Origin of the sequence: Streptomyces sp. NPDC051133, from assembly GCF_040682635.1 — a bacterium.
Lineage (GTDB): Bacteria > Actinomycetota > Actinomycetes > Streptomycetales > Streptomycetaceae > Streptomyces.
The window spans coordinates 215,296-229,041 of the sequence record NZ_JBFBBK010000004.1 but is presented as its reverse complement, the minus strand read 5'-3'; the positions used below and the strand labels follow the sequence as shown (position 1 = coordinate 229,041).

12 protein-coding genes and 1 tRNA gene are annotated in these 13,746 nt (G+C 71.5%); 9 read left to right on the top strand and 4 right to left on the bottom strand.

The window, feature by feature from the left end:
- Window positions 1-268 precede the first annotated feature (268 nt).
- The 4 genes from AB0N17_RS07190 to AB0N17_RS07175 all read left to right on the top strand — a co-directional run bounded on the left by AB0N17_RS07190 (window position 269) and on the right by AB0N17_RS07175 (window position 3,047).
- The gene (locus AB0N17_RS07190; RefSeq protein WP_366010136.1) at window positions 269-526 is read left to right on the top strand and encodes a hypothetical protein; all 258 of its coding nucleotides are present in this window, start codon (window positions 269-271) and stop codon (window positions 524-526) included.
- A 379-nt stretch (window positions 527-905) separates the two neighbouring features.
- On the top strand, window positions 906-2,126 hold the full coding sequence (locus AB0N17_RS07185) for a helix-turn-helix domain-containing protein (RefSeq protein ID WP_366010135.1): 1,221 nt from the start codon (window positions 906-908) through the stop codon (window positions 2,124-2,126).
- 119 nt (window positions 2,127-2,245) lie between these two features.
- Entirely contained in the window at window positions 2,246-2,848 is a 603-nt protein-coding gene (gene orn / locus AB0N17_RS07180) for an oligoribonuclease (protein WP_366010134.1), read from the top strand.
- 126 nt (window positions 2,849-2,974) lie between these two features.
- A tRNA-His gene (locus AB0N17_RS07175) sits at window positions 2,975-3,047 on the top strand.
- A gap of 128 nt (window positions 3,048-3,175) precedes the next feature.
- Here AB0N17_RS07175 and AB0N17_RS07170 read toward each other — a convergent pair.
- Window positions 3,176-4,231 carry a LacI family DNA-binding transcriptional regulator gene (locus AB0N17_RS07170; protein WP_366010133.1) on the bottom strand — a complete coding sequence of 352 codons (1,056 nt, stop codon included), beginning with the start codon at window positions 4,229-4,231 and terminating at the stop codon, window positions 3,176-3,178.
- A gap of 312 nt (window positions 4,232-4,543) precedes the next feature.
- Between AB0N17_RS07170 and AB0N17_RS07165 the strand changes: the two genes are divergently transcribed.
- From AB0N17_RS07165 to AB0N17_RS07150, 4 genes are all read left to right on the top strand, one after another.
- Entirely contained in the window at window positions 4,544-5,872 is a 1,329-nt protein-coding gene (locus AB0N17_RS07165; RefSeq protein WP_366010132.1) for an ABC transporter substrate-binding protein, read from the top strand.
- Window positions 5,869-6,894, top strand: a complete 1,026-nt coding sequence (locus AB0N17_RS07160) for a sugar ABC transporter permease (protein WP_366010131.1) — start codon at window positions 5,869-5,871, stop codon at window positions 6,892-6,894. The genes AB0N17_RS07165 and AB0N17_RS07160 overlap by 4 nt, the downstream gene beginning before the upstream one ends.
- Window positions 6,891-7,781 (top strand): carbohydrate ABC transporter permease, encoded by an 891-nt coding sequence (locus AB0N17_RS07155; RefSeq protein WP_366010130.1) that lies wholly within the window; start codon window positions 6,891-6,893, stop codon window positions 7,779-7,781. The genes AB0N17_RS07160 and AB0N17_RS07155 overlap by 4 nt, the downstream gene beginning before the upstream one ends.
- Window positions 7,782-7,894: 113 nt before the next feature.
- Window positions 7,895-9,325 (top strand): GH1 family beta-glucosidase, encoded by a 1,431-nt coding sequence (locus AB0N17_RS07150; protein WP_366010129.1) that lies wholly within the window; start codon window positions 7,895-7,897, stop codon window positions 9,323-9,325.
- Between the two features lie 71 nt (window positions 9,326-9,396).
- On the opposite strand, the gene AB0N17_RS07145 is transcribed toward AB0N17_RS07150, so the two are convergent.
- The 3 genes from AB0N17_RS07145 to AB0N17_RS07135 all read right to left on the bottom strand — a co-directional run bounded on the left by AB0N17_RS07145 (window position 9,397) and on the right by AB0N17_RS07135 (window position 13,131).
- Window positions 9,397-10,884, bottom strand: a complete 1,488-nt coding sequence (locus AB0N17_RS07145) for a cellulose binding domain-containing protein (protein ID WP_366010128.1) — start codon at window positions 10,882-10,884, stop codon at window positions 9,397-9,399.
- A gap of 133 nt (window positions 10,885-11,017) precedes the next feature.
- The gene (locus AB0N17_RS07140) at window positions 11,018-12,409 is read right to left on the bottom strand and encodes a HAMP domain-containing sensor histidine kinase (RefSeq protein WP_366010127.1); all 1,392 of its coding nucleotides are present in this window, start codon (window positions 12,407-12,409) and stop codon (window positions 11,018-11,020) included.
- The gene (locus tag AB0N17_RS07135; protein WP_366010126.1) at window positions 12,406-13,131 is read right to left on the bottom strand and encodes a response regulator transcription factor; all 726 of its coding nucleotides are present in this window, start codon (window positions 13,129-13,131) and stop codon (window positions 12,406-12,408) included. The genes AB0N17_RS07140 and AB0N17_RS07135 overlap by 4 nt, the downstream gene beginning before the upstream one ends.
- A gap of 101 nt (window positions 13,132-13,232) precedes the next feature.
- Between AB0N17_RS07135 and AB0N17_RS07130 the strand changes: the two genes are divergently transcribed.
- Window positions 13,233-13,739 carry a hypothetical protein gene (locus tag AB0N17_RS07130; protein ID WP_366010125.1) on the top strand — a complete coding sequence of 169 codons (507 nt, stop codon included), beginning with the start codon at window positions 13,233-13,235 and terminating at the stop codon, window positions 13,737-13,739.
- The last annotated feature ends 7 nt before the right edge of the window (window positions 13,740-13,746 follow it).

Genomic DNA, 13,746 nt, shown 5'->3' with positions numbered 1-13,746 from the left:
GTGCGGCGGAGCTGTGTCCGGGAAACATCTTCCCAAGCCCATACCCCCAAGGGTACGGCGGCACGCCTCCTGAGCCCAGATCCCGCGCACGCTCCGTGAGCGGCCCCCGACGTCCGTAGGGGTTCACCGGAGCATGCACGAGCCGCGCCCGTAACGCAATGGTTGCTGCCCCGTACAGGCGGTTTGCACAGCATCCAGACGTACGGCCGGTGACCGACCCGTCGAACGCGCGTTGTACCCGGTGAGTCACCGCCACAGGGAGTACGAGATGCCCGGACCGCGCCCCACCTCCGAGCCGCGCCGCGCGCCGGACACGGCGAGCGACGTGATCCGCTGGTGCGCGTTCAGCTGTCTGCTCGTCCCCGTGGTCCTGGTCTGGTACGGCACCTCGCTGGCCGGCGCGGCGGGCGCCGCGCTGGGCCTGGCCGCCGTCACGGCCGTCTGCCGGATTCTGCTGCGCCGCTCCGAGCGTTGCGCGGCGCAAAGAGGCGGACGTCACACGCGGGGACAGACACCGGGCGACTGACCTGTTTCCGTACCCTCGAACGCTTCTTTTCAGCCAACTTCTGGATATCGCCCAGGAGGGCCCCCGACCACCCCCCAACCCCCGTTCCACCTGCACGGAAAGGGCCTACGGGCCGCTGCGCACCCTACGCGGTTTGGCCACTGCGACAAGGCGCACTTCCCTGCACGCCCCGTGAGTGCAACGCTTCGTGATCGAATGCTTCACGCCAAGTTGTCATGTCGACAATCTCGGGCGTGTGGAACTGGTCACCGTGAGACCGCGGGAGCCAGTAGATTCGATCTTGACTGTCTTTACGGCGGGGGACTCGTGCAGGACCGAGGGGAAACGTGCAGGAGCGACACAACCGAGGAGCCGCGACCACCGAGGGGGGCTTAGCAGTATGAGCCACGACTCCACTGCCGCGCCGGATGCCGCGGCCCGGAAACTGTCCGGGCGACGCCGCAAGGAGATCGTCGCGGTGCTGCTGTTCAGCGGCGGCCCCATCTTCGAGAGTTCCATTCCGCTGTCGGTGTTCGGGATCGACCGCCAGGACGCCGGGGTGCCGCGCTACCGATTGCTGGTGTGCGCCGGCGAGGAGGGCCCGCTGCGGACCACAGGGGGCCTGGAACTCACCGCACCGCATGGGCTCGAGGCGATCTCACGCGCCGGGACGGTCGTCGTACCGGCCTGGCGCTCGATCACCTCACCGCCGCCGGAGGACGCGCTCGACGCTCTGCGCCGGGCGCATGAGGAGGGCGCCCGCATCGTCGGGCTGTGCACGGGCGCGTTCGTGCTCGCGGCGGCCGGACTGCTGGACGGACGCCCGGCGACCACCCACTGGATGTACGCGCCGACGCTGGCCAAGCGCTATCCGTCGGTGCACGTCGATCCACGGGAGCTGTTCGTCGACGACGGCGACGTGCTGACCAGCGCGGGTACGGCGGCCGGGATCGACCTCTGTCTCCACATCGTGCGCACGGACCACGGCAACGAGGCGGCCGGCGCGCTCGCCCGGCGCCTGGTGGTCCCACCGCGCCGCAGTGGCGGTCAGGAGCGCTATCTCGACAGGTCTTTACCGGAGGAGATCGGCGCCGACCCGCTCGCCGAGGTCGTCGCCTGGGCGCTGGAACACCTCCACGAGCAGTTCGACGTGGAGACCCTGGCGGCACGCGCCTACATGAGCCGCCGCACGTTCGACCGCCGGTTCCGCTCGCTCACCGGCAGCGCGCCGCTGCAGTGGCTGATCACCCAGCGGGTGCTGCAGGCGCAGCGGCTGCTGGAGACGTCGGACTACTCGGTGGACGAGGTGGCGGGCCGGTGCGGGTTCCGCTCGCCGGTCGCGCTGCGCGGGCACTTCCGGCGCCAGCTCGGCTCGTCGCCGGCCGCCTACCGGGCCGCCTACCGGGCCCGCCGTCCGCAGGGCGAGAGGCCGGGTGAGGCGGAGGCGCCGGTGGGCATGTCCGGCCAGCCGGGCCCGCCCGCGGGTCTGCCGGGCCCCGGGCCGGTGGGACACGCGCCCGCCGTGCTGCACTCGGACCGCGACAGCGGGGTGCCGATGCAGAGCCGCCGCCAGGCGGCCGGCGCGGTGGGCCTGCTGCCGGGACCGCGCAACGGCAGCTGAAGCCAGACCCTGACAGGGGGGCGGAGTTCTCCTCCGCCCCCCTGTGCCGTGCTCCCGCACCCACAAGGTCGCCGCACACCCGGGTCCGGTGCACGGCGACGCGCCGTAAGGTGAGACACATGAACGATCGCATGGTGTGGATCGACTGCGAGATGACCGGCCTCTCGCTGTCCGACGACGCGCTCATCGAGGTGGCCGCCCTCGTCACCGACTCCGAGCTGAACGTACTCGGCGAGGGGGTGGACATCGTCGTCCGCCCGCCGGACTCGGCGCTCGAGACGATGCCGGAGGTGGTGCGTCAGATGCACACCGCGTCCGGACTGCTCGCGGAGCTCCCGAACGGCACGACTCTGAAGGATGCCGAGGAGCAGGTCCTCGCCTATGTGAAGGAGTACGTGAAGGAGCCCGGCAAGGCCCCGCTGTGCGGCAACTCCGTCGGCACCGACCGCGGCTTCCTGCTGCGGGACATGCCGACCCTGGAGGACTACCTGCACTACCGGATCGTGGACGTCTCCTCGGTCAAGGAGCTGGCCCGCCGCTGGTACCCGAGGACGTACTTCAACAGTCCGGAGAAGAACGGCAACCACCGGGCCCTCGCCGACATCCGCGAGTCGATCGCCGAGCTGCGGTACTACCGCGAGGCGATCTTCGTGCCGCAGCCCGGCCCGGACTCCGACACCGCGAAGACGATCGCCGCCAGACACGTCCTGCCCGCCCGGTAGGCCGCTCGTCGGGTCCACGGGTCCGCTCGGGGGCACGCGCGAAAACCTGTGCGCGAGCACCCCTTCGGACCCTGTAGACTTCTTCTCGGCCGGTCGGGGAAACGACAAGTTCGACTGCCGGTCGTGGTGGGTGTAGCTCAGCTGGCAGAGCACCTGGTTGTGGTCCAGGATGTCGCGGGTTCAAGTCCCGTCACTCACCCTGAGTGATCAGCCGGTGACTCCGTTGAAAGACGGGTCACCGGCTGATTCGTTTTCTCCGCCGGCGGCCGGGGGGGCTTAACCGTCCGATCCGCGGCCCCTTCCCCCGTACGTACCGCGCGGACCGCGTCACGACGACGCCCGCGCCACCAGCTCCGTGGCCAGCACCGCGTGCCGTCGCTCCAGGTCCCGGGACGCCGCCGGGCGGCGGTCGGCTATCTCCGCGAGCAGCAGGTCGATCATCGCCCGGCCCATCTCCTCGATGGGCTGGCGGACGCTGGTGAGCGGGGGGTCCATGTGGCGGGCGATGGCGGAGTCGTCGTAGCCGATCAGCGCCACGTCGTCCGGGATGCGACGGCCCGCCTCCCGCAGCACCTGGCGGGCGCCGGCCGCCATCACGTCCGACCCGGCGAAGACCGCGTCCAGGTCGGGGTGCCGCTCCAGCAGCAGGGACATGGCCCGCCGGCCGCCCTCCTCCGTGAAGTCACCGGCTACGACGAGGCTTTCGTCCACGGTCCGGCCCGCGTCGCGCAGGGCGTCGCGGTAGCCGTCGACGCGGCGCTGGGCGCCGTAGACGTCGAGGCGGCCGGTGATGTGCGCGATGCGGCCGCGGCCCCGGGCCAGCAGGTGCTCCACCGCCGAGCGGCCGCCGCCGTAGTTGTCGGAGTCGACCGAGGTGAGCGTCTCGCCGGCCGAGCGGGGGCCGCTGATCACGGCCGGGATCTCCAGCTGGGCCAGGAGATCGGGCAGCGGGTCGTCGGCGTGGACCGAGACCAGCAGGACGCCGTCCACCCGGTGGGCCGCGAGGTACTGGGCGAGGCGCTGCCGCTCCCGGTCGCTGCCCGCGAAGATCAGCAGCAACTGCATCTCGGTGTCGGAGAGTTCGGCGCCGACACCGCGCAGCATGTCCGAGAAGTAGGGCTCCGCGAAGAACCGGGTCTCCGGCTCGGGGACGACGAGGGCGATGGCGTCGGTGCGGTTCGCCGCGAGGGCGCGGGCCGCCGTGTTGGGGACGTAGCCGAGCTCGGCGACCGCCGCCTCGACCGCGGCGCGGGTGGCGTCGCTGACCCGGGGCGAGCCGTTGATCACCCGTGAGACCGTGCCCCGGCCGACCCCGGCCCGGGCGGCGACCTCCTCGAGCGTGGGCCGCCCCCCGCTCCGGCTCCGCGCTCCGTGGCTTGCCATGGGCTCCGCCTCCCTCGACACCAAATCCGGCTGGCTGGAATCTAACAGTCCTGGCCAGAGCAGCGGGTGGCACAGGGCTTCCGACGGCGGCCGGTTAACGCTCGGATAACCGAACGCATCCCTGCGCGTCCGGTCCCTTGACACCCCGCCCCGAACCGACGACTCTTCAACACATCACTTGTGGGAGCGCTCCCACAGTACCTGACACATACATGTCCCGCACGTTCCCCGCCCGAGCCGCAGCGAGCACGAACGGGCCCGAATCCATGCAGTTGGCCGGGGGGTCGGCACGTCAGGCAACAGGAGGACGCAATGCGCACGAGCATCCGCCGGTCCCAGCGGCTGATGGCCCTCGCGGCCGTCGCCGCCCTGACCACGGGGCTGCTGGCCGGCTGCGCCAAGGACTCGGACGACGGCTCGTCGGACAGCTCCGGTGGCAACGGCAGTGGCAAGGGCAAGACCACGCTGACCATCGGCACCTTCGGCGTCTTCGGCTACAAGCAGGCCGGCCTCTATGACGAGTACATGAAGCTCCACCCGGACATCACCATCAAGGAGAACGTCACCACCCGGACCGACGTGTACTGGCCGAAGGTGCTCACCCGCCTCCAGGCCGGCTCCGGCACGGACGACATCGAGGCCATCGAGATCGGCAACATCACCGAGGCCGTGCAGACCCAGGCCGACAAGTTCGTGGACCTCGGCAAGGAGGTCGACAAGTCGCAGTGGCTGGACTGGAAGCTCGCCCAGGCCACCACCAAGGACGGCAAGCTCATCGGGCTCGGCACCGACATCGGCCCGATGGCCATCTGCTACCGCAAGGACCTGTTCCAGAAGGCCGGGCTGCCGACCGACCGGACCAAGCTCGCCGAGATGTGGAAGGGCGACTGGAGCAAGTACGTCGACGTCGGCAAGCAGTACATGCAGAAGGCTCCCAAGGGCACCAAGTTCGTGGACTCGGCCTCCTCCGTCTACAACGCGGCGGTCGGCGGCGCGAGCGAGCGGTACTACGACAAGGACGGCAACGTCGTCTGGGACAAGTCCGACGGCGTGAAGAAGGCCTGGGACGCCGCCATGAGCGTCGCGACCAGCGACATGTCGGCGAAGCTGAAGCAGTTCGACCCGACCTGGGACCAGGGCTTCGCCAACGGCACCTTCGCCTCCGTCGCCTGTCCGGCCTGGATGATCGGCTACATCGAGCAGAAGTCCGGTGACTCCGGCAAGGGCAAGTGGGACGTGGCGGCGGCCCCGGCGGCGTCCAACTGGGGCGGTTCCTTCCTCGGCGTGCCGACCGCGACCAAGCACCAGAAGGAGGCCGTCGCGCTGGCGAAGTGGCTGACCGCGCCCGAGCAGCAGGCGAAGGTCTTCGCCAAGCAGGCCAGCTTCCCGTCCACCCCGTCGGTGTACACGGGGCTGAAGCCGCAGTCCGACACCACGGCGTACTTCTCGAACGCGCCGATCACCCAGATCTTCTCCGACTCGGCGAAGACCATCCCCTCGCAGCCCCTCGGCGCCAAGGACAAGCCGATCGACAACGCGATCAGCGACGTCGGCATCCTCCAGGTCGAGCAGAAGGGCAAGTCGCCCGCGCAGGGCTGGGACGCCGCGAAGAATGAGATCAAGGACGTGCTCGGCCAGTGACCAGCTCCAAAGAGGCTCTCGCGCACCCCGCGTCGAGCGCCGACGCCGCGCCCGGCACCCCGCCGGGCGCGGCCCGGGGCGCTCACGGTCGCGGTGCGCCGGCGGGCGCCGAGTCCTGGCGCAGCCGGCTCTACCGCTGGGACATGAAGGCGTCGCCGTACGCGTTCGTCTCCCCCTTCTTCCTGCTGTTCGGGGCCTTCACCCTGGTCCCGCTGCTGTACACGGCCTGGTACTCGCTGCACACCGTGCAGCTGTCCTCGCTGGACCACCAGACCTGGGCGGGCCTGGACAACTACAAGAACCTGTGGACCTCGGACTTCTTCTGGAACGCCCTGAAGAACACCCTGAGCATCGGGGTCATCTCGACCGTGCCGCAGCTGCTCGCGGCCATCGGCCTCGCCCATCTGCTCAACTACAAGCTGCGCGGCTCGACCGTGTGGCGCGTGGTGATGCTGACCCCGTACGCCACCTCGGTGGCCGCGGCGACGCTGGTGTTCACGCTGCTGTACTCGTGGGACGGCGGCATGGTCAACTGGAGCCTGCACTTCCTGGGGATCGGGCCGGTCAACTGGCGTGAGTCGGACTGGGGTTCGCAGTTCGCGGTGTCGTCCATCGTGATCTGGCGGTGGACCGGGTACAACGCGCTGATCTACCTGGCCGCCATGCAGGCGATCCCGGCCGATCTGTACGAGTCGGCGGCGATCGACGGCGCCAACCGCTGGCAGCAGTTCCGGCACGTCACCATCCCGCAGCTGCGTCCGACGATCCTGTTCACGGTGGTCGTCTCCACCATCGGCGCGACCCAGCTGTTCGGCGAACCGCTGCTGTTCGGCGGGGTCAGCGGCTCCAAGGGCGGCTCCGAGCACCAGTACCAGACGCTCGGCCTGTACATGTACGACCAGGGCTGGATCATCGGCAACCTCGGCAAGGCGTCCGCGATCGCCTGGTCGATGTTCCTGATCCTGCTGATCGTCGCCGCGGTCAATCTGCTGCTCACCCGACGGCTGAGGAAGTCCCAATGACGACCAGTGAACTGACCCCTCCGCCGGCCGTGGGCAAGAAGCGCCGGCGCCGGGTGCTGGGCGCGGGCAAGCAGTTGCACGCGGGCCCGGTGACCTACGTCGTCCTGACGGTCTTCGCGCTGGTGTCGCTGGCCCCGCTGGTGTGGACGGCGATCGCGGCCTCGCGCACCGACCGGCGCCTGGCCCAGACCCCGCCGCCGCTGTGGTTCGGCGGCAACCTGTTCGAGAACCTGCAGACCGCCTGGGACCAGGCCGGGCTCGGCACGGCGATGTTCAACTCGGTGCTAGTGGCGGGCACGATCACGGTCAGTACGGTGCTGTTCTCCACGCTGGCCGGGTTCGCCTTCGCCAAGCTGCGGTTCCGGTTCTCCGGCCTGCTGTTGCTGCTGACCATCGGCACGATGATGATCCCGCCGCAGCTGGCGGTCGTGCCGCTGTACCTGTGGATGTCGGACCTCGGCTGGTCCAACCAGCTGCAGACGGTGGTCCTGCCGAGCCTCGTGACGGCGTTCGGCACGTTCTTCATGCGCCAGTACCTGCTGCAGGCGCTGCCGACGGAGCTGATCGAGGCGGCCCGGGTGGACGGGGCGAGCAGTCTGCGCATCATCTGGCACGTGGTCTTCCCGGCGGCGCGTCCGGCCATGGCCGTGCTGGGGCTGCTGACGTTCGTGTTCGCCTGGAACGACTTCCTGTGGCCGATCATCGCCCTGAACCAGCAGAACCCGACCGTGCAGGTGGCGCTGAACTCGCTGGGCACCGGCTACGTCCCGGACCAGGCGGTGATCATGGCGGGCGCGCTGCTCGGCACCCTGCCGCTGCTGCTGGCGTTCCTGCTGTTCGGCAAGCAGATCGTGGGCGGGATCATGCAGGGCGCGGTCAAGGGCTGACCCGCCGCTCGCCTCGGGGGCCGGACCACCGCCGCTCCGGCCCCTGTCTTCTCCCGGCCCTCTCCCCCTTCTTTTACTCCGTCGGTCTCCACGACCTCTTTGGGAGCGCTTCCATGCCTGACTCCGTTTCCTCCGTGACCTTTCCTCCCGCCTTCCTCTGGGGCGCCGCGACGTCGGCGTACCAGATCGAGGGGGCGGTGCGGGAGGACGGCCGCACCCCCTCGATCTGGGACACCTTCAGCCATACGCCGGGCAGGACGGCGGGCGGGGAGACCGGTGACCTCGCCGTCGACCACTACCACCGCTACCGCGAGGACGTGGCGCTGATGGCGGAGCTGGGCCTGAACTCCTACCGCTTCTCGGTCTCCTGGTCCCGGGTGCAGCCCACGGGCCGGGGGCCGGCGGTCCAGCGGGGTCTGGACTTCTACCGCAGGCTGGTGGACGAGCTGCTCGCCCACGGCATCCGGCCGGCGCTCACCCTCTACCACTGGGACCTGCCGCAGGAGCTGGAGGACGCGGGCGGCTGGCCGGAGCGGGACACCGCGTTCCGGTTCGCCGAGTACGCGCAGCTCGTCGGCGAGGCGCTGGGCGACCGGGTGGAGCAGTGGATCACCCTCAACGAGCCCTGGTGCAGCGCCTTCCTGGGCTACGGCTCGGGTGTCCACGCCCCCGGCCGCACCGACCCGGCCGCCGCCCTGCGCGCCGCCCACCACCTCAACCTCGGCCACGGCCTCGCCACGTCGGCGCTGCGGGCGGCGATGCCGGCCCGCAACCAGATCGCGATCAGCCTCAACTCCTCGGTCGTACGGCCCCTTACGCAGGACCCGGCCGACCTGGCGGCGGCCCGCCGGATCGACGACCTGGCCAACGGTGTCTTCCACGGCCCGATGCTGCACGGCGCCTACCCCGAGTCGCTCCTCGCGGCGACGGCGTCGGTGACCGACTGGGCGCACGTCCTCGACGGCGACCTGCGCACGATCCGGACCCCGCTGGACGCGCTGGGCCTGAACTACTACACGCCGGCGCTGGTGTCGGCCGGCTCGGACACGGCGAAGGGTCCCCGGGCGGACGGCCACGGGGCCAGCGACCACTCGCCCTGGCCGGGCGCCGACGACGTGCTGTTCCACCAGTCGCCCGGCGAGCGCACGGAGATGGGCTGGACGATCGACCCGACGGGCCTGTACGACCTGATCACGCGGTACACGCGCGAGGCCCCCGGGCTGCCCCTGTACATCACCGAGAACGGCGCGGCCTACGACGACAAGCCCGACCCCGACGGCCGCGTCCACGACCCCGAGCGCATCGCCTACCTGCACGGCCATCTGTCGGCGGTGCGGCGCGCGATCGCGGACGGCGCCGATGTGCGCGGCTACTACCTGTGGTCCCTGATGGACAACTTCGAGTGGGCGTACGGCTACGGCAAGCGGTTCGGCGCGGTCTACGTGGACTACGCGACGCTGGAGCGGACCCCGAAGTCGAGCGCGCACTGGTACGCGAAGGCGGCGCGGACGGGGACGCTGCCGTCGGTGGAGCCGGCCGTCTGAGCACGGCTCGAAGGGGCGTGGCATTCCCCCCGGAGTGCCACGCCCCGGTTCGGGGGCCCGTCGGTGCCGGGTCAGCCGAAGGCGTGGAACGCCTTCGAGAACGCGAACCTGTCCTGGACGACCGAGCTGCAGGTGGGGTCGGCGGAGTTCTTCGCGCCGCCGTCGCAGCTCTTGTCGCGGGCCGCGGACCACATGGAGAGCCCGCCGAGACCCTTGGACTTGGCGAAGTCCGCCAGCTGGGTGGCGTCGTCGACCTTGAAGACCTCGGAGGAGACGTCGTTGACGCCGATCATCGGGGTGACGGCGACGGTCTTCCAGGCGGCGGAGTCGGACAGTCCGAACACGCTCTTGACCTGGGCCTGGGTGGCCGTAGCGGCCTGCTCGGCGTAGTCGCCCATGTCACCGCTGTACGCGGGGCCGTAGTCCATCGCCATGATGTTGACGGTGCCGGTCTTCACGCCGTTGGACTTGGCGTCGGACAGCAGGTTGACGCCGTCCTGGGTGAGGCCTTCGGGCATCACCGGGAGGGTGAAGGAGACGTCCAGGCCGGGGTGCTGGGCCTGGAGCTTGGCGATGGCCTGGGCGCGGCGGGTGTTGGCCGCGGTGTTGGGCAGTGCGCCGCCCTCGACGTCGAAGTCGACCTTGGTCAGCTTGAAGGCGTCGATCACCTTGCCGTAGGCGGCGGCCAGCGCGTCCGCGGAGGAGCAGGTGGTGGCCAGCTCCGAGCCGGAGGCGCCGCCGAAGGAGACCCGGACGTCACCGCCCTTGGCGCGCAGCGAGCCGATCTGCGCGGCCACGCCGTCGCCGGTCACGTCCGTGACACCGCCCCACTTGGGGGTGCAGCCGCCGCCGTCGGTGACGAAGGCGAGGTTGTAGGTCTTCACGCCGGTGGCGTCGGCGGCGCCGAGGAGGTCGAAGGCCGGGTAGAGCGAGGTGTCGACGTACGGTGCGAAGCCGGCGGCGGCGGTGGTGGTGCCGGAGCCGGTCGTCGGGGACGCGCTCGGGGTGGGGGTGGCGCTCCCGGTCGGCGTCGGGGTGGTGCTCCTGGTCGGCGTGGCGCTGTCGCCCGGGGTGGCGGTGGGGGCCGGCGACGTGGTCCCGGTGGGACGGCCGCTGGGCTCGGGGGTCGCGCCGCCGTCCGCGGAGCACCGGGTGTCGTCGATACGGCAGCCGGTCGGATCGCCGCCGCCGTTCACGACGAAGCCGACGGTCACCGACTTGCCGGGGGCCAGTCCGGCGGTGTCCCACCGCGCGGGCTTCACGGTGACGTGCCGGCCGCTCACGCTGGACTCGCCGTTCCACAGCGAGCTGAGCGTGGCGCCCGCCGGCAGGTCGAACTCCAGCGTCCAGGTCTTCTCGGCCTGGGGGCTGTTGTTGGTGACGACGTACTGGGCGGTGTAACCGGAGGACCAGTCGCTGGTCTTGGTGTACGCGGCGTTCACCCCGGCCGCGTTCGCCGTGCCGGTGAGCAGGAGCGCGCCGCCACCGACCACGGCTGCGGCCACCAGGCCGCCTATCGCCTTGTTCCTGCCACTGATCCTGCGCCGGTGCGTGCTCATGCGCGTGCCTGCCTTCGCTGTTCACGGGGGGTGGGGTGCGGCAGCACGCTAGCGAGCGGGAATCGGGCAAACGGCCTGATCCGGACGCCCTTCGCAGACCTTAGGGTTCGCTTAAGGATGGGATCGGGGACGATTAATGGTCGAGACCAGTGGGGACCGGTTTGCCCGGTCGGCGTCTGCGCACCGCGCCCCGGTGTCCCCGTCTCACCGGCTTGCGCCCGTCCAGCTGGAACCAGATCCGCACCTCCGTGCCGCCCAGCACCGAGGAGCCGATGCGGACGTCGCCGCCGGTGGCCTCGGCGAGCCGGCGCACGATGTCCAGGCCGAGGCCGGTGGAGCCGGTGCTGCCCGAGCCGCGCCCGCGGGCCATCGCCGCGTCCGGGTCGGGTATGCCGGGGCCCGCGTCGGAGACCAGCACGATCACCGCGTCCTCGCCGTTGTGCACGTCGACCGCGAAGGCGGTGCCCTCGGCGGTGTGCCGGAAGACGTTGCCGAGCAGCGCGTCCAGCGCGGCGGCCAGGTCGGCGCGGGCGACGGGCAGGCGCACCGGCCGCTCGACACCGGCCACCCGCCACTTGCGGCCCTCGTCCTCGGCGAGCGCGGACCAGAACTCCATGCGCTCGCGCACCACTTCCGCCGCGTCGCACCCGGCGCCGGGTCCGGCAGCGGCGGTCTGCGGCTTGGCCTCCCGGGCCGTGCGGATGATGGTGTCGACCTCGCGCTCCAGCTGGGCGACGGCGGTCCGGGTCTGCTCGGCGGCGGGTCCGGCGCCCAGGGAGGCCGCGTTCAGCCGCAGCACGGTGAGCGGGGTGCGCAGCCGGTGCGACAGGTCGGCGGCCAGCTCGCGCTCGTTGGCCAGCAGTTGGACCACCTGGTCGGCCATGGAGTTGAACGCGGCCGCCGCCAGTCTCAGTTCGGTCGGCCCCTCCTCCGGCACCCGGGCGCCCAGCTTGCCCTCGCCGAGTTCGTGCGCGCCCTCGACCAGCCGCCGGGCGGGCCGCACCATGCGCACCCCGAGCCGGTCGGCGACCGCGACCGAGCCGACGACCAGCGCGAGGCCGACGGCCGCGAGGACCGCCCAGGCCGTGCCGACGCCGTTGGTCACCTCGGACTCGGGCACGTACACCTCGACCACCGCGATCGAACCGGAGCCGAGCGCCACCGGCTGCAGCAGGGTCGAGCCGCCGGAGACGGCCGTGGTGGAGGCGCGGCCCAGCTTCCGCACGGCCCGTATGTCGCGGTCGGCGGCGCGCCGCGGGCCGAGGTCCAGCGCGGCCCGGCCGCCGTCGGCCGGCAGGTGCACCGCCATCCCGGAGCCGTCACCGGCGGAGGCCACCACCCGCTCCAGCTTGTCCCGGTCGGTGGTGATGGACAGCGCGGGCGCGACCGCGGCGGCCTGCCGCTCGGCGTTCGAGAACGCCCGGTCGCGGGCCATCTCCTTGACGACCAGGCCGAGCGGGACGGCGAACGCGACCACGACCATCGTGGTCACCGCCAGGCAGACCTTGACCAGCGCCCATCTCATCGCACCGGCTCCCTGTCGCCCGCATCGCCGCCGCCGGCGGGGGGTTCGAGCTTCACGCCGACACCCCGGAGGGTGTGCAGATAGCGGGGCCGCGCGGCCGTCTCCCCCAACTTCCGGCGCAGCCAGGACAGATGCACGTCGATCGTCTGGTCGTCGCCGTAGGACTGCTGCCAGACCTCGGCGAGGAGTTCCCTGCGCGGGACGACCACACCCGGGCGCCCGGCGAGGAAGGCCAGCAGGTCGAACTCGCGGCGGGTCAGGTCCAGCCGGACGCCGTCCAGCTCGGCCTGGCGGCGCAGCGGGTCGACGGTCAGGCCGCCGACCCGCAGGACGCTGGACGGCGGGACCTCGCCGCCCGCCGAGCGGGTACGGCGGAGCACGGCGGCGATCCGCGCCGACAGGTGCTCGACGGAGAACGGCTTGGTGAGGTAGTCGTCCGCTCCCGCGTTCAGCAGCCGCACGACCTCCGTCTCGTCGTCCCGGGCGGTGGCGATGATGACCGGCACGTCGGTGATGCCGCGCAGCATCTTCAGGGCCTCGGAGCCGTCCAGGTCGGGCAGGCCGAGGTCCAGGATGACCACGTCGAAACGGAAATGGGCGACCTCGCGCAGCGCCTCCAGTGCCGTACCGACGCTGCGCACCATGTGCGAGGCGTCGGTCAGATGCCGGATGAGCGCCGAGCGGACGAACTGGTCGTCCTCGACCACGAGCACACTTGCCATGCGCCGCACCGTACGCCATGCGGCCCGCACCGGTCCGGGACCTGTGGACAGGGCGGCCCCTGTGGACAACCGGTGTGCCCCGTGCGGCAGTATGGCCCGCGATGCGCAGAGGACTCGTACACGTACTGGCGTGGCTGCTCGCGACGGGAGCGGCGGTCACGCTGTCGTGGTGGGGTGTGCACACGGTGATGACGGGGACGGCCTACGACCCCCCGCGCGCCCTGCCGGTCACCGCGGCCGACACCACCGCCCAGGGCTCCGGGCCCCTGCCGTCCCCGACCCCGTCCCGGGCCCCGTCGAGCAGGCCGCCCGCCCCCACCGGGACCCGCACCCCGGCCCACGGCACCGCGCCCTCCCGCACCGCGACCGCGTCCGCGCCGACGTCCGGGCAGGTCAAGGCCTACGACACCGACGGCGGCCGGGCGGTGTTCGAGCTGGGCACGTCCAGCGCCACGCTCGTCTCGGCGACCCCGGGGACCGGCTGGTCGATGCAGGTGTGGAAGACGCAGACCTGGATCCGGGTGGAGTTCAGCCGGGGCACGGACCGGGTGTCGGTGTTCTGCACCTGGCACGACGGGCCGCCGCACGTGGAGATCGGCACCTACTGACCGGGGC